The organism is Photorhabdus akhurstii (genome assembly GCF_018448925.1).
Classification (GTDB): Bacteria; Pseudomonadota; Gammaproteobacteria; order Enterobacterales; family Enterobacteriaceae; genus Photorhabdus; species Photorhabdus akhurstii.
In genome coordinates this window covers 1-16,166 of the sequence record NZ_RCWE01000030.1, presented here as the reverse complement: position 1 = coordinate 16,166, position 16,166 = coordinate 1, and the positions used below count along the sequence as shown (strand labels likewise).

Sequence of the window (16,166 nt, the reverse complement as noted above, 5' to 3'; positions counted from 1 at the left end):
GGTTATAAGCGGTTGAAATGAGTGGGACGCGATAATGTGGATTGGGGTTATTAGCCTGTTTCCTGAAATGTTCCGCGCAATAACCGATTATGGGGTAACTGGCCGGGCAGTGAAAAATGGCCTGTTAAGTATTGAATGCTGGAATCCACGGGATTTTACCTATGACCGGCATCGTACCGTTGACGATCGACCTTATGGCGGTGGTCCAGGCATGTTGATGATGGTTCAGCCTTTACGGGAAGCCATTCATGCAGCAAAAACTGCGGCAGGCGAAGGCGCAAAAGTGATTTATCTTTCACCTCAGGGACGCAAACTCAACCAACAAGGGGTTTGTGAGCTGGCAACAAATGAAAAACTGATTTTGATTTGCGGCCGCTATGAAGGGATAGATGAGCGGGTAATCCAAACCGAGATTGACGAAGAGTGGTCTATCGGTGATTACGTACTCAGCGGTGGTGAAATCCCTGCAATGACGATGATCGACTCCGTTTCTCGGTTCATACCGGGTGTTCTGGGGCGTCAGGCATCGGCGGAAGAGGACTCTTTTGCTGATGGATTGCTGGATTGTCCGCACTATACTCGCCCGGAGGTATTAGATGGTATGGAAGTTCCACCAGTGTTGCTGTCTGGAAATCATGCTGAAATTAATCGCTGGCGGCTGAAACAATCGCTTGGCCGGACCTGGCTTAGAAGACCTGAACTTCTGGAAAACCTAGCTCTGACTGACGAGCAAAGGATATTGCTAATAGAGTTCCAACGGGAACATCTAGCTGAAGCAACTAATTAATCCAGACATATCCCCGAAGGGAATGTCTCTGATATATCAGTTTACCTAGGGTAAGAGAATTATTATGAGCAACATTATTAAACAACTTGAACAAGAGCAGATGAAGCAAGACGTACCTTCATTCCGTCCGGGTGACACCGTGGAAGTTAAGGTATGGGTCGTAGAAGGTGCTAAGAAACGTCTGCAGGCATTCGAGGGCGTGGTTATCGCTATCCGTAACCGCGGTCTGCACTCTGCATTCACTGTTCGCAAAGTTTCTAACGGCGAAGGTGTTGAGCGTGTATTCCAGACTCACTCCCCAGTCGTAGACAGCATTAACGTTAAACGTCGTGGTGCTGTTCGTAGAGCTAAATTGTACTATCTGCGTGAGCGTTCTGGTAAAGCCGCTCGTATTAAAGAGCGTCTGAACAGCAAATAATACGCTTTCGTTACATCCGAAAGTTATCATTAAAAGAGGTCAGCAATTGCTGGCCTCTTTTTTTTTATCCCCGATTTAAAACCACGTTTTGTGGGCGTGGTCATCAATTTGGTTTATTGTAATGAAGAAACAGGTTGAATACGGGCGAGTTTTTTGGAGGATCTTTTATTACGTCCCTCTGGGGTGAAATCAATGTCCCCTTTTATGAAGGAGGATTTTTACTCATCGATAAATGATTCGGCAATACATTATTATCAGATTGTAATAATCTTAAAGACAATTATTTTGAGAGTCTTAGAATAATTTCAGACGTGATTAACTGACGATAAGGATTTGCTTTGAAAACTTTTAAAATACACAACAAAACAATGGCTTACCGAGATGAAGGTGAAGGTTTCCCGTTATTACTAGGGCATAGTTATTTGTTTGATTCTACTATGTGGGCGCCTCAGATCGAGGCTTTAAGTAAAAAATACCGGGTGATTGTTCCTGATCTCTGGGGACATGGAAATTCGGGAGAGCTACCAGAACAACACAGTACTTTAGCTGATTTAGCTCGGGATTACCTGGCGTTGATGGATCAACTTGGCATTAAAGAGTTCGCTATCATTGGATTATCCGCTGGCGGTATGTGGGGAATTGAGTTGGTAGAGATGGCGCCGGACAGAGTTAAGGCACTGGTTTTGATGGATACCTTTGTCGGATTAGAACCTGAGGTGACTTATACAAAATACTTTGCCATGTTGGATGCGATAGAGCAGGCTGGCGCAATTCCTCAATCTATTTTGCAACAGCTGATAGTGCCCGCCTTCTTTAGCCAACAACCGGCTCAGCATTTAGTTGATGAATTAACTCAGCGTCTGGTAGCCATTCCTGCGGAAACATTGCGTAATAGTGTTGTTCCGTTAGGTAGAATAATATTTGGGCGTGAAGATAGAACTCATTTATTGGAAAAACTGGATATTCCCTCGATTGTTATTACTGGCGAACAAGATACGCCTCGCCCGCCTCTGGAGGGTTATTTGATGGCTGAAATATTGCACTGTGATCATATTATTATCCAGGATGCAGGGCATATTTCCACATTAGAGCAACCCCATAAAGTTAATCAGGAGTTAATTGCTTTTTTACAGCAAGCTTTGTAACGGATATTTTAATAAAGAGGCCGGATTTTCCGGCCTTAGTATATTAAGTTTAAAAGAGCGATATAAATTTTTTCATCACAATATAAAATAAGATTATTGATATTATCTGTTTTTAGTAATGAAAGTGAGAAGAATATATTTTTCACCTAATAATTTTAAATGGAAAAATAAAGGACTAACAATCATAAAGTATTGGCTCAAATATTTCGTTCTTGTGTTTTGATATTAATCTTATTTTAAGATAATTATTTCTAATATTTTTCTATATGAAATAATTTTAATGTTATTAATTGGTTATAGAATAGATTTATCATTGAATTGACTCCTTTTTCATTTTTTGTAAACATTAATTTACAGTGTTTTAGATTTGTTTACACTTTTGGATTGTATTCTTTACGACGCATGATATGTTATTAGTCAAATGCATAAAAACAAATGAGTACAGAATGATAATTTGAGGAGAAAATCGACATGTTCATGCAAAGAGATGTACTTAATAACGTTCACATCAGTGGTGAGCAAATTCTTATCACTCCAAAAGAATTAAAGCAACAATATCCACTGAGTGATGATGATCTGCATGCTATTGCAAACGCGCGTAAAACCATTGCTGACATTGTTCAGCTCCGTGATCCCCGTTTGCTGGTAGTCTGTGGTCCTTGTTCTATTCATGACGTAGACGCGGCTTTGGATTATGCTCACCGTTTGGCCGCCCTTTCTGCTGAATTGAGTGATAGCTTGTACATCGTCATGCGTGTCTATTTTGAAAAACCTCGTACAACAGTGGGTTGGAAAGGTCTTATTAATGATCCATTCATGGATGGTTCATTTGATGTGGAGGCTGGCCTGCATATTGCTCGTCGCTTACTACTTAGTTTGGTTAAAATGGGATTACCTCTTGCGACAGAGGCTTTAGATCCGAATAGTCCCCAATATTTGGGGGATTTATTCAGTTGGTCTGCAATTGGCGCGAGAACCACGGAATCTCAGACACACCGAGAAATGGCCTCAGGTTTATCTATGCCTGTTGGTTTTAAAAATGGGACTGATGGTAGCTTGAGCACGGCAATTAATGCGATGTGTGCCGCCGCTATGCCACACCGTTTTATGGGAATAAATCAGTCGGGGCAGGTGTGTTTATTACAAACGCAAGGAAACCCGAATGGACATATTATCTTACGTGGCGGTAAGACCCCTAATTACAGCGCCCAACATGTAATGGAATGTGAACAGCAAATGATTCAATCTGGATTATTGCCATCCTTGATGATTGATTGTAGTCATGGTAACTCTAATAAGGATTTTCGTCGCCAAAGTTTGGTTGTGGATTCTGTTGCGGATCAGATCATTTCAGGGAATCGATCTATTACTGGCATTATGTTGGAAAGCAACATTAATGAGGGTAATCAATCTTCTGAACAACCGCGTAGTGAAATGAAATATGGCGTATCAGTGACTGACGCATGTATTAGTTGGCAGACGACAGAGGCAATTCTAAGAAAATTACATCAGCAACTTAGCAGGCAATTGTCGCAAAGAATGACAGTACTGAAAAAAGCGGGATAATAAATATGGCGGCTGAATTATCTCAATTGCGAGATAAGATTGATGAAGTGGATAAAGCTTTGCTGGGCTTACTGGCAAAGCGTCTGGAATTGGTTGCAGAGATTGGTGAGGTAAAAAGCCAGAATGGGTTGTCAATTTATGCGCCTGACAGAGAAATGGCGATGCTCGCTTCACGTCGGCAGGAGGCCGAAGAGTTTGGTGTTCCACCTGATTTAATTGAAGATATTCTGCGCCGTATTATGCGGGAGTCCTACACCAGTGAAAATAACAAAGGGTTTAAAACGCTTTGCCCTCAATTGGGGCCGATAGTCATTGTTGGTGGCTTAGGCAAAATGGGGAAACTGTTTGGCCGCTTATTAACATTGTCTGGTTATGAAGTCAGAAATCTGGAACCACAAGATTGGCCTGACGCGGAGCAGATTCTGGCGGGAGTGGGTATGGTGATTATCAGCGTGCCTATTCATTTGACAGAAGAGATTATTCGCCGTTTACCGCCATTACCTGACCATTGCATTTTGGTGGATTTGGCGTCCGTTAAACAGCAGCCATTACAAGCTATGCTTGAAGTGCATAAAGGCCCAGTATTGGGATTACATCCTATGTTTGGGCCGGATGTCGGTAGTTTGGTAAAACAAGTTGTTGTTTACTGTGACGGACGTCAAGAGGAAGCTTATCAATGGTTTTTAGAACAGTTGTTGATTTGGGGGGCTTGCTTGCATCAAATGAGTCCTGAACAGCATGATAAAAACATGAGTTTTATTCAGGCGTTGCGCCATTTCACGACATTTGCTTATGGGCAACATCTCGCACAGGAAGGCGCTGATTTACAACAACTGTTATCAATATCTTCCCCTATTTACCGTTTGGAATTGATCATGGTTGGGCGGTTGTTCGCGCAAGATCCTCAGCTTTACGCGGATATTATTATGTCATCACCAGAGAATATTGATCTTATACGCCGTTATCACCAAAGTTTTGGACAAGCGTTAGAGATATTGGAAAGCCGGGATAAACGGGCTTTTGTCAGCAGTTTTGAAGATGTTAGTGAATGGTTTGGTGATTATGCGCCTCATTTTATGAGAGAGAGCAGGGTATTGCTTCAACAAGCGAATGATAGTCGCCAATAGCTATTCCTATGGATTTCAAGATACATCGCGACGGCAAGGGAGTGAATCCCCGGGAGCATGGATAACTATGTGACCGGGGTGGGCGAGCGCAGCCAACAAAGAGGAAACTTGAAAGATAACGGGTATAAAAAGAACCGGATATGACAATACCTTGTTCAAATTGCTGACAAGTTTAATGGTATTAATGAGGGTGAAAGGCTTTGCGGATTAGATCACATTAAAGGCATAAAATAGAGGCGTAGTTTAAATTAAACCATAGAAAAGTAATGCTATTGGACGGATTAAAGACGTGTAAAGCAAGTTTAAACTGGCGTATTTAAGGTATCGTAGTTTTACATGGTAGATGTGCAATATAATAATGCTGAAAATAGCTGAGTTATTATTTGGTTAAATTATTTATTTACGGGTTTTGTTACGCGGGTTTTTTATCATCGAATTATTTAACTGGTTTAGGAAAAGGTTATTCACCGGTTGAAAACGTTATTAAAGATGGTTTTTGGGGAGATATATTTTCTGGTAAACGGATAAACCTATTCATATTTTTATTTATCTTTTTTTTCGAGGTATGTAAGCATTGATAAAGCTAGTTTTTATTTCTTATTTTTTACTGATAGTTTTATGATGGGCAGTTTTCAAGCTGTTATTAAAAGTCATGGTGTTAACTTCTGGGTTTAATCGGTATAGAGTTTTAACCATGTTTTACCCCTTTTTTACACCTGTTTTTTACTAAGTTTAACCATCATGGTATGTGGTTTTACGTTTAATGAGTATTAATCATCTTCGTTTTAAACATTAACAAAACCGGTTTTTATTTCTTATTTTTTACTGATGGTTTTACGATGGGCAGTTTTTAAGTTGTTATTAAAAGTCATGGTGTTAACTTCTGGGTTTAATCGGTATACGGTTTTAATCATGTTTTTACCTCCTTTAATACCTGCTTTTTAGATGGTAAATGAATCTGGGGAAAAAAAGCTGAACCGGATTTAATCTGACAGATACCTTATAAATAACCGGTAATTGTTAAAGCTGAGATAGTACAGGTTTTAACAGTTGTTTTCCCTTTTTTAATGCCTTTTTTATTAAAGTTTAACCATCATGGTATGTGGTTTTACGTTTAATGAGTATTAATCATCTTCGTTTTAAACATTAACAAAACCGGTTTTTATTTCTTACTGATAGTTTTATGATAGGTGGTTTTCAAGTGATTATTAAAAGTCATGGTTTTAAGTTTTAACTTCTGGATTTAATTGGTATAAAGTTTTAATCGTGTTTTTATCCCCTTTAATGCCTTTTTTATTAAGTTTAACCATCATGGTATGTCGTTTTTTACGCTTAATGAGCATTAATCATATTCGTTTTAAACATTAACAAAATCGATTTTCATTGCTTATTTTTCACTGATGGTTTTACGATGGGCGGTTTTAAAGTTGTTATTAAAAGTCATGGTTTTAGTTTCTGGATTTAATGGCATACGGTTTTAATCGTATTTTTACCCCTTTTAACGTCTGCTTTTTAGATGGTAAATGAATCTGGGGAAAAAAGCTGAACCGGATTTAATCTGACAGATACATTATAAATAACCGGTAATTGTTAAAGCTGAGATAGTACAGGTTTTAACAGTTGTTTTCCCCTCTTTTAATGCCTTGTTTTATTAAAGTTTAACCATCATGGTATTATGTGGTGTTTTACGCTCAATAAGCATTAATCATATCCGCTTTAAGCATTAACAAAACCGATTTTTATTGCTTATTTTTCACTGATGGTTTTACGATGGGCAATTTTTAAATTGTTATTAAAAGTCATGGTTTAGCTTCTGGGTTTAATCGGTATAAGGTTTTAACACTATTTTTATCTTTTTTTACACCTGTTTTTTATTAGGTTTAATCACAATGGGATATCGTGTTTTATATTTAACGAATGTTAATCATCCTTGCTTTATCTTTACTGACTCCGTTTTTATTGACAATCTTGAGAGGTTTTTATCAGTCATTACCCTTTATTTTTTCTTAAATCAGCCAGTAAATGGCCTAACGATGTAAAGATATTCTTTTAGATAATCAACTCTATTTTCAGGGCTTAAATCCTGACAGATTAACCGTTTTACCCCTTTTTTATTGCGTTATTTTTATAACCTGTTTCGTAAAATAATTGGGATATAGTATCGCTGATGAATAAGCGGGGAGTAAGCTGTTTTTAGATGATCTTTACCTTTTAAAAATTTGGCATTAATGGGTGCCCGTTTTTTTACACTTTTTTAATTAATAACCGAGTTAATCGCCCATAAAAAGGCGCTTGCGATCGCCCCAAAAAGCGAATGCAAGCAAAAAAGGAAAGTAAATAGTATTAAACAGATGATAAACCTGTGAGGCTATTCTCATTCTGAGGAGTTTTATTTTTGAATTAAAAATTCATTTAATGAATGACCTTCATTGAGTAGTTTTTGTAAACTTGATGGTTTTTTCCCGTTTCCTGACCAGTATTTAACTTCTCCATTTTCATTAAACTGATACTTAGGTTTTCTCGTCTTTCCTTTTCCTGCATTTGATTTTTTAGCTTTAAAACTAGAGATGGTAACAGGTATGTTAATGGTCTCGAGATCAAAGCCGGTTTCTTTAATCAGCCTTAATATGTCTAAACGTTTTTGTTCTTTTTGTTCTGCTTCTAAATTCATTAATCTGAAGGTTTCTTTGTTGTCTTGCATGATTGTCTCTAGTGATTTGTAAACATCTTCTAACCATTCAACATCTTTTGTTTGAGCAAATCTTCTTAATGTGGATATTCTTGATAAATGTTTTGATATAATCGAATATTCTTGTTCTGTGGTTAATGTTGTCATTTTTTCACCTTGTTAATAAATTTAAAACTTGTCTTTTCTGATGTTTTCTCTTCCGGTGTCAGTATAACACCGGATTTTTTACTTGCTTTAAAAAAGCTTTAATCATTTCTGTTTTACCTTTAATGATTAAAGTTTTTGCCTTCTTTTTCACGATATGCTTGCGGTTTTTTCCAGGCTTTAAAACCGTGGCGACAGATAAAACGTGATTTTTATTAACGCCGGTTTTGTCACATTCAGATAAAACGTATTTAAGCTGATAAAGTCTGGATTTACGAAATAAATAAAAAGCCTTAAACCGAGAGGTTAAAGGCAGTAAAAATTTTCTCATTGATAATAAAAATGTTGAAAGCCAATAATCTGAACCGGATATTTTAATACCCGGCTCTTTTTAATCAGGAAGGATTAACCGGCACCACACTTTCTGTTGGATAACATCCTAATACCTTTAATGAATGAGTGATTTTCGCCAATGCTTTCAGGACGTGTTGCATATTAATTGAACGAATATTAGCTTGGACATCAATATAAAACATCTCTTCCCACGGATTCCCGTTAATCGGGCGAGATTCCAGTTTACTCATAATAATATTATGTTTTTTCAGCACCATTAACGCATCTACCAGCGCGCCTGCCTGCTGTCCGGTTGCCATAATAAATGTCGTTTTGGCTGGTACCTGTTCTGCAACTTCAATAGGTTGACGGGCAACAATAATAAAACGAGTAATATTATGTGATTGATTGGCTAGATTCTGTTCCAGAACTTGTAACTGATAAAGTGCGCCGCCCGCTTCACTACCTAAAGCTGCAATTTCTGGTGAGTTCTGTTCAGCGACTTTTTGCATCGCTGCGGCAGTGCTTTCGCAATATGTAATTTTCCAATGTGGGAATTGATTAATATATTGGCTGCATTGTTGGAATGGTTGAGGGTGACTGTAAACCGTTTTGATCTCCGATAGTGTTGTGTCTCTTGCAACGAGTAGGCAATGGTCGATAGGAAGGGTTATTTCTCCCACAATTGATAAATTGGTATGTTGCAACAAATCATAAACATCATTGATGGAACCAGAGCTGGTATTTTCAATGGGTAACATTCCGTAATCCGCTTGGCCTGTTTCAACCAGGGAGAAGATATCCTGGAACTTATGACAGCTACATTCAATTAATTGATTGAAATGGCGTGCGGTATATTGGCGGGCTGCGATATGAGAGTAGGAACCTCTAGGACCGAGGAATGCAATACGCGCTGAATCTTGGGGGGTTTGATTTAGGTGTTGCTGCAATAATGCTTGTTGAGTGAGTACGGAATCTTCAATGATCATCTGAAAGAGACGCGAAATATAAAAGCCATCAAGCCCGTAGTTTTTCCCTTTTTTAATTAGGACATCTAATAGTTCTCGTTCGCGATCCTTGTCTCTGATAGGGCGATTATCCTTTAACTTAGTTTGTGCGATATTAAAAGCTAATTGGCGACGCTCTGCTAGTAAAATCAGTAACTTTAAATCAAGTTCGCTGACTTTTTCCCGTATTTTCAGCAAATTATTTTGATCCATAAATGGGTTCCTAATGGGTTATTCACATTCTGATAATAATAGGTTTGCAATAGACAGAAAAAAGCCTCCCGATGGGGAGGCTTGCTGTTCGTCTTCTCACTCTTTTTTCAACGACGAAAGCCTCCCTCAAGGGAAGGTAAAAAAGAAAGAAGAGAAAAACAGGTTTGTATTCATTATATTCTCATATTCATAGTTTATGTGACCGATCTTTACCCAACTGGGCAAAGCTTTCCATTGCTTGCTTTCCATTTCATCGGCAGCCGTCCGCACTGGATAAGGGGTTACGGTAATTTTCGTTAATTAACCTTATGTTGTTGTTTCTGTCAACAAAAAACGCGCCCAAATTGGACGCGTCAGAGACAAGTCATTGTTATTCTATTGTGATATTTCTGGTTCTGTTTCTGGTTGTGCTTCTAGGTTAAGGTTTAATTCTTTAACACTGTTGTCAGTACGGCGTGCTTCTCCCTTATGCTGTACTTTATTCAGTTGGCGCTCCAATTTTGTTAATAATTCATTGATAGCAATATACATATCTTCATGTTTCGCACCGGCGACTAGCATACCATTCGGTATACTTATGGTTGCATCAGCCCTAAAAATTTGAGGCCCTTTTGATAGAATAATATGAGGATTTATCAGATTTACTTGCCATTTATTTAGTTTGTTCAGACGTTTTTCTACGTGGTTGCGAATTGCCGGGGTAATCTCCATTTGTTTGCTGGTAATATTCACTATCATATAGTTACCTCTCATTATTGATTATCCACCTTCAATAATTTCAGAATACATTTCTTTTTCATGAAAAAGGTGATCTAAATCACTTTTAACCAGACATGAGGCAACTAGTTGAAGTAATTGTGATTAATGATAAAAATACAAAGAATATCTATTGCAGGATTGAAGCTAATGAGACACTATTGACAAGTTGAGTCTTTTATTCTCCTAATGGATAAGCGTTTTTTGGATTTGACAAGTAAAAATAAAACAGCGGTGTCAGCCGCTGTTTTATCATCTGCTTTTTTATACAGGATTAGCAGCAATGAGTTTTGCTACTTTATCTGCCTGAGCTGCTAAACCCAAATGTGTATAAGCTTTTTTCATGTAAGGCAATGCTGCGAGAGTTGGCTGTGTATCAGGGTAATCACGTAACATTTGCTCAACCCGATTTACCACCGCGACATAGGCGCCGCGTTTGTTATAATATTCCACCACAGAAAGTTCATACTTTGCCAGGCGCTCTTTGATAAACATTAAACGCTTAATGGCATCGGCGGTATACAGGCTGTTAGGATGATAGCGTACTAATTGGCTAAAATCCTTGAATGCTACCCTGGCGTGTTCAGGATCACGATCTGAGCGGTCAATGCCGAAGAAACTCTGCAATAGACTGTTATCTAGAGCTTGTGAAGTTAACCCTCGCATATACAGAACATAATCAATGTTGGGGTGAGTTGGATTCAGGCGTATGAAGCGGTCAATGGAAGCAAGCGCCATTGGCAAGTCAGAGGATTTATAATAAGCATAAATCAGATCGAGTTGTACTTGCTGTGAATAGGGGCCGAATGGATAGCGATTATCGAGGGTTTCCAATTGCTTGATCGCATCTCCATAGCTACCATTTTGCAGCTTTTCCTGACCCTTAGAGTAAATTTCCGCGGGCGGGCTGTCGGGGACAGCATTTTTATTACCAGCGCACCCGGAAAGTACCAGGCTCAATGTGGCTGCCGCCACCAGATATTTTATGCGTATCATCACGTGTTGATTATCCTCTGAGTGTTTTCTGGGAGACTATCCATGAAGCTCCCGGCAAAAGATCGAGTTACAATAGCACACTATATTAAATTAAACGGCTCTGCCGTCAAAACTCAACGTAAGTGTAGAAACAATATATGGCACAACAAATTCGACTTAATACAACAGTCGCCGAATCTCAGCTCGGCCAACGTTTAGATCAGGCTTTGGCTGAATTGTTCCCTGATTATTCAAGATCACGCATAAAAGATTGGATCTTGGATGACAGAGTTCAGGTTAATGGCAAATTAATCAATAAGCCAAAAGAAAAAGTGCTGGGAGGTGAAGAAATTGTCATTGATGCCATCATTGAAGAAGATGCGCGTTGGGAACCTCAGAATATTGCGTTAAATATTGTCTATGAAGATGATGACATTCTAGTCATAAACAAATCGCGTGATTTGGTCGTCCATCCGGGGGCAGGAAATCCAGACGGTACGGTATTGAATGCGCTGTTATATCGCTATCCTGAAATTGCCGATGTTCCTCGGGCGGGCATTGTTCACCGTCTTGATAAAGATACGACAGGGCTGATGGTCATTGCTAAAACGGTTCCCGCTCAAACACGTTTAGTCGAATCACTCCAACTACGCGAAATTACCCGTGAATATGAAGCGGTGGCGATAGGTCGTATGACGGCTGGCGGAATCGTTGAAGAGCCCATTTCTCGTCACCCAACAAAACGAACGCATATGGCAGTGCATCCAATGGGAAAACCGGCTATTACCCATTATCGGGTAATGGAACATTTTAGGGCGCATACTCGTCTACGCCTCAGACTGGAAACAGGCAGAACACACCAGATACGTGTTCACATGGCCCATATCAGTCACCCATTGGTAGGCGATCCTTTGTATGGCGGTCGTCCTCGTCCTTTGAAAGGGGCTTCTGATGAATTTCGCGAGGTAATGCGTAACTTTGATCGTCAGGCATTGCACGCTACGATGCTGCGCCTTTATCATCCGATAACCGGCATTGAAATGGAGTGGCACGCTGAATTACCCGAAGATATGGTGATGCTGGTTAAGGCATTAAAAGCAGATGCAGAAGCGTTTAAAGACGAAATGGATTGGTAAATGACCTCGCTTATTTTTCCAAACTGGCCGCAGCCGACGACAGTAAAAGCCTGTAGTTCTACCCGTTTAGGGGGAATGAGCTTATCGCCTTACGATAGCCTGAATCTGGGCACGCATGTTGGTGATAAACCTGATGTTGTAGAACAAAACAGGCATATTTTAGCGGAAATGGCAGAACTGCCTCAGCCGCCGGTCTGGCTAGAGCAGGTTCATGGTACGCGCGTTGTGAGACTCAATGGTCAGCCGCTGGAAGATAAGAGAGCTGATGCTGTTTATACCAATATTCCTGGGCAGGTTTGTGCTGTGATGACGGCGGATTGCCTGCCTGTACTATTTTGCAGTTCTGCCGGTGATGAGGTTGCCGCCGCCCATGCGGGGTGGCGAGGTTTATGCGCTGGCGTACTGGAAAACACTATCGCTCAATTTAACGCTAAACCTCATCAGATCCAAGCTTGGTTAGGGCCGGCGATTGGCGCGAAAAAATTTGAAGTCGGCAATGGAGTTTTGCAAGCGTTCACTAGCCAGCATGCTGATTTGAGTCAAGCTTTTATACCTTTTGGCGAAAAGTATTTAGCGGATATCTATTTGTTGGCAAAACTAAAATTGCAATCTGTTGGTGTGAATGCGATTTTTGGCGGGAGTGAGTGTACTGTCACTAATAAAGAGAAATTTTTCTCTTATCGGCGTGATGGGATCACCGGACGTATGGCAACTTTAATCTGGCTGATATAACCTATCTCGTAGGGCGATCCGTTGGCGCATAAGAGAATATCTCACAATTTGCTTTTCAGAATAACCTTGAATATTTGAGGAATGGCCTCATTTAATCTCCAGTAGCAACATTCTGAACAGTATTGGAGGTGTTATGCGTCTGGATCGTCTTACTAATAAATTCCAGCTTGCTCTCGCTGACGCCCAGTCCCTTGCACTTGGGCATGATAATCAGTTCATCGAACCAATTCACTTAATGAGTTCACTGTTAAAGCAAGAGGGTGGCTCTATTCGCCCATTATTAACGTCAATTGGAATCGATGCGGGCCGTGTCAGCAATCAGCTTGAGCTGGCTTTAGAACGTTTGCCGCGGGTACAGGGTGTTGGTGGTGATGTACAACCATCCAATGACTTAGTTCGCCATTTAAATCTGTGCGACAAATTAGCGCAAAAAGCCGGGGATAATTTTATCTCCTCTGAATTATTTGTTCTGGCAGCATTGGAAGAACGTGGCACATTAAGTGACATATTGAGAGCTGTCGGCGCAACAAAAGAAAAAATCACTAAGGCAATAGAACAAATGCGTGGTGGTGAAAAAGTTGATGATCAGGGAGCGGAAGATCAACGCCAAGCCCTGAAAAAATATACTATTGATCTGACTGAACGTGCTGAACAAGGCAAACTTGATCCGGTGATTGGCCGTGATGAAGAAATTCGCCGCACTATTCAGGTATTACAACGCCGTACCAAAAATAATCCGGTCTTAATTGGTGAGCCCGGGGTCGGTAAAACGGCCATTGTTGAAGGGCTTGCTCAACGAATCATTAATGGTGAAGTTCCTGAGGGGCTTAAAAATAAGCGCGTCCTTTCTCTGGATATGGGAGCGCTATTAGCAGGGGCTAAATATCGTGGTGAATTCGAAGAGCGTTTGAAAGGTGTGCTGAACGACCTTTCTAAACAGGAAGGCAATGTCATTCTGTTTATTGACGAATTGCATACTATGGTTGGTGCGGGTAAGGCTGATGGGGCAATGGATGCCGGCAACATGTTAAAACCAGCCTTGGCCCGTGGCGAACTTCACTGTGTTGGGGCAACAACACTGGATGAATATCGTCAATACATTGAAAAAGATGCAGCGCTGGAACGCCGTTTTCAAAAAGTCTATGTCGCAGAACCTTCCGTAGAGGACACTATCGCTATTTTGCGCGGTCTGAAAGAACGTTATGAATTACATCATCATGTACAAATTACCGACCCTGCAATTGTCGCGGCAGCAACATTATCTCACCGTTATATCTCAGACCGTATGTTGCCGGATAAAGCTATCGATTTGATCGATGAAGCGGGCGCCAGTTTACGTATGCAAATGGATTCAAAACCGGAAGCGCTGGACCGTCTGGAGCGTCGGGTTATCCAATTGAAGTTGGAACAGCAGGCGCTGAAAAAAGAGTCTGATGATGCCAGTAAAAAACGGCTTGAAATGCTTAATGAAGAGCTGATCGTAAAAGAACGCGAATATTCTGAACTGGAAGAAGAGTGGAAAGCTGAGAAAGCCGCACTGACCGGTACTCAGCACATAAAAGCAGAATTGGAAAATGCCCGTATCAGCCTAGAACAGGCACGCCGCAGTGGTGATTTAGCGAAGATGTCTGAAATTCAATATGGGAAAATACCTGGATTGGAAAAACAGCTTGCCGCAGCCACACAAGCTGAAAGTAAGCATATGAAACTGCTTCGTAACAAAGTTACCGATGCGGAAATTGCAGAAATTCTTGCTCGTTGGACAGGTATTCCGGTTGCCAGAATGCTGGAGAGTGAAAAAGACAAACTGTTGCGCATGGAGCAAGAGCTGCATAAACGTGTCATTGGTCAGGATGAGGCAGTCAATGCAGTATCTAATGCGATTCGCCGTAGCCGAGCTGGATTAGCTGATCCAAATCGTCCGATTGGCTCATTCCTGTTCCTTGGCCCAACCGGTGTTGGGAAAACTGAGTTGTGCAAGGCGTTAGCGAATTTCCTGTTTGACAGCGATGATGCAATGGTGCGTATCGATATGTCTGAATTTATGGAAAAACATACCGTATCAAGGTTGGTAGGAGCGCCGCCGGGGTATGTTGGTTATGAAGAAGGTGGTTATCTAACAGAAGCGGTTCGTCGTCGACCTTACTCCGTTATTCTGCTTGATGAAGTGGAAAAAGCGCACTCGGATGTATTCAATATCTTATTGCAGGTGCTGGATGATGGTCGGTTGACTGATGGGCAAGGTCGTACCGTCGATTTCCGCAACACGGTTGTCATCATGACGTCTAATCTTGGGTCGGACATGATCCAAGAGCGTTTTGGTGATCTGAATTATGGTGAAATGAAAGATATGGTGATGGGAATTGTTAGCCATCATTTCAGACCTGAATTTATTAACCGTATTGATGAAGCTGTTGTGTTCCATCCATTAGGGCGTAGTCACTTATCAGCGATTGCAGATATCCAATTGCAACGTTTGTACAAGCGTCTGGAAGAACGTGGTTATCAGGTGACGATTACTCAGCAAGCGTTGGACATGTTGGCGGAAGCAGGGTTCGATCCTGTTTACGGAGCACGGCCATTGAAGCGAGCTATCCAGCAGGAGATCGAAAATCCATTAGCTCAAAAAATACTTTCCGGCCAACTATTGCCAGGAAAACTAGTTACTCTGGATGTGGAAAATAGCCATATCGTCGCAAAGCAATAACTTGATATTTAACGCGAGAGTAAGGTTGACGAGAGATAAGGGGCAGAAAACTGCCTCTTTTTTTATCATTTTGCGCATTAAATCGCAATTTAGCCCTGTTTTTGCTTAATTGGCGTTCAGATGAATTTTTTTTGCAATTAAACGCTTGCCAGCGTCAAAGAATTCCCTATAATGCGCCACCACTGACCGACACAACGCTGATAAACATTGTGAGGTCAGGCAGAGAGAAAGCCAATAAGCGCTTGACTCTGCGGGTGAACAGCGTAGTATACGCAGCCCGGCTGAACGAGAATGTTAAATTTTAATTCAGCCTGCTCTTTAACAATTAATCAGACAATCTGTGTGGGCACTCACAAGACCGTATCACAAAAAAATACGTTTTAAAGTCTTGAAGAGTGAACAACAGTTAATTCATTACGAACTAATTAGTC

Annotated in this window: 12 protein-coding genes and 1 other annotated feature; of the genes, 8 read left to right on the top strand and 4 right to left on the bottom strand. The window is 40.6% G+C overall.

Annotation, left to right across the window (positions count from 1 at the left end; all coding sequences use genetic code 11):
- The first annotated feature begins 34 nt into the window (after nt 1-34).
- The 5 genes from trmD to tyrA all read left to right on the top strand — a co-directional run bounded on the left by trmD (nt 35) and on the right by tyrA (nt 5,043).
- Nucleotides 35-787 (top strand): tRNA (guanosine(37)-N1)-methyltransferase TrmD, encoded by a 753-nt coding sequence (gene trmD / locus EAE93_RS20765; RefSeq protein WP_040154076.1) that lies wholly within the window; start codon nt 35-37, stop codon nt 785-787.
- A gap of 64 nt (nt 788-851) precedes the next feature.
- Nucleotides 852-1,205 carry a 50S ribosomal protein L19 gene (rplS, locus tag EAE93_RS20760; RefSeq protein WP_036814090.1) on the top strand — a complete coding sequence of 118 codons (354 nt, stop codon included), beginning with the start codon at nt 852-854 and terminating at the stop codon, nt 1,203-1,205.
- Between the two features lie 338 nt (nt 1,206-1,543).
- Nucleotides 1,544-2,350, top strand: a complete 807-nt coding sequence (locus EAE93_RS20755) for an alpha/beta fold hydrolase (protein WP_040154080.1) — start codon at nt 1,544-1,546, stop codon at nt 2,348-2,350.
- Between the two features lie 471 nt (nt 2,351-2,821).
- Nucleotides 2,822-3,916, top strand: coding sequence for a 3-deoxy-7-phosphoheptulonate synthase (locus tag EAE93_RS20750; protein WP_269468853.1), 1,095 nt, complete (start codon nt 2,822-2,824; stop codon nt 3,914-3,916).
- Nucleotides 3,917-3,921: 5 nt separating this feature from the next.
- A complete protein-coding gene (gene tyrA / locus EAE93_RS20745; RefSeq protein WP_214040479.1) occupies nt 3,922-5,043 on the top strand; it encodes a bifunctional chorismate mutase/prephenate dehydrogenase in 1,122 nt (373 codons plus the stop codon).
- 2,389 nt (nt 5,044-7,432) lie between these two features.
- Here tyrA and EAE93_RS20740 read toward each other — a convergent pair.
- The 4 genes from EAE93_RS20740 to bamD form a co-directional block, all read right to left on the bottom strand.
- Nucleotides 7,433-7,879, bottom strand: coding sequence for an H-NS histone family protein (locus tag EAE93_RS20740; protein ID WP_036814079.1), 447 nt, complete (start codon nt 7,877-7,879; stop codon nt 7,433-7,435).
- A 392-nt stretch (nt 7,880-8,271) separates the two neighbouring features.
- Entirely contained in the window at nt 8,272-9,429 is a 1,158-nt protein-coding gene (gene pheA, locus EAE93_RS20735) for a bifunctional chorismate mutase/prephenate dehydratase (RefSeq protein ID WP_036814073.1), read from the bottom strand.
- A 55-nt stretch (nt 9,430-9,484) separates the two neighbouring features.
- Nucleotides 9,485-9,604: a sequence feature (Phe leader region), on the bottom strand.
- A 200-nt stretch (nt 9,605-9,804) separates the two neighbouring features.
- The gene (gene raiA / locus EAE93_RS20730; RefSeq protein ID WP_214040491.1) at nt 9,805-10,167 is read right to left on the bottom strand and encodes a ribosome-associated translation inhibitor RaiA; all 363 of its coding nucleotides are present in this window, start codon (nt 10,165-10,167) and stop codon (nt 9,805-9,807) included.
- Nucleotides 10,168-10,449: 282 nt separating this feature from the next.
- Nucleotides 10,450-11,181 carry an outer membrane protein assembly factor BamD gene (bamD, locus tag EAE93_RS20725; protein ID WP_105398115.1) on the bottom strand — a complete coding sequence of 244 codons (732 nt, stop codon included), beginning with the start codon at nt 11,179-11,181 and terminating at the stop codon, nt 10,450-10,452.
- Between the two features lie 137 nt (nt 11,182-11,318).
- Here bamD and rluD point away from each other — a divergent pair, with 137 nt between their 5' ends.
- The 3 genes from rluD (at nt 11,319) to clpB (ending at nt 15,735) form a co-directional block, all read left to right on the top strand.
- Nucleotides 11,319-12,296 (top strand): 23S rRNA pseudouridine(1911/1915/1917) synthase RluD, encoded by a 978-nt coding sequence (gene rluD / locus EAE93_RS20720; protein WP_036782314.1) that lies wholly within the window; start codon nt 11,319-11,321, stop codon nt 12,294-12,296.
- On the top strand, nt 12,297-13,028 hold the full coding sequence (gene yfiH / locus EAE93_RS20715; RefSeq protein WP_214040478.1) for a purine nucleoside phosphorylase YfiH: 732 nt from the start codon (nt 12,297-12,299) through the stop codon (nt 13,026-13,028).
- A 133-nt stretch (nt 13,029-13,161) separates the two neighbouring features.
- Nucleotides 13,162-15,735 (top strand): ATP-dependent chaperone ClpB, encoded by a 2,574-nt coding sequence (gene clpB, locus EAE93_RS20710; protein ID WP_214040477.1) that lies wholly within the window; start codon nt 13,162-13,164, stop codon nt 15,733-15,735.
- The last annotated feature ends 431 nt before the right edge of the window (nt 15,736-16,166 follow it).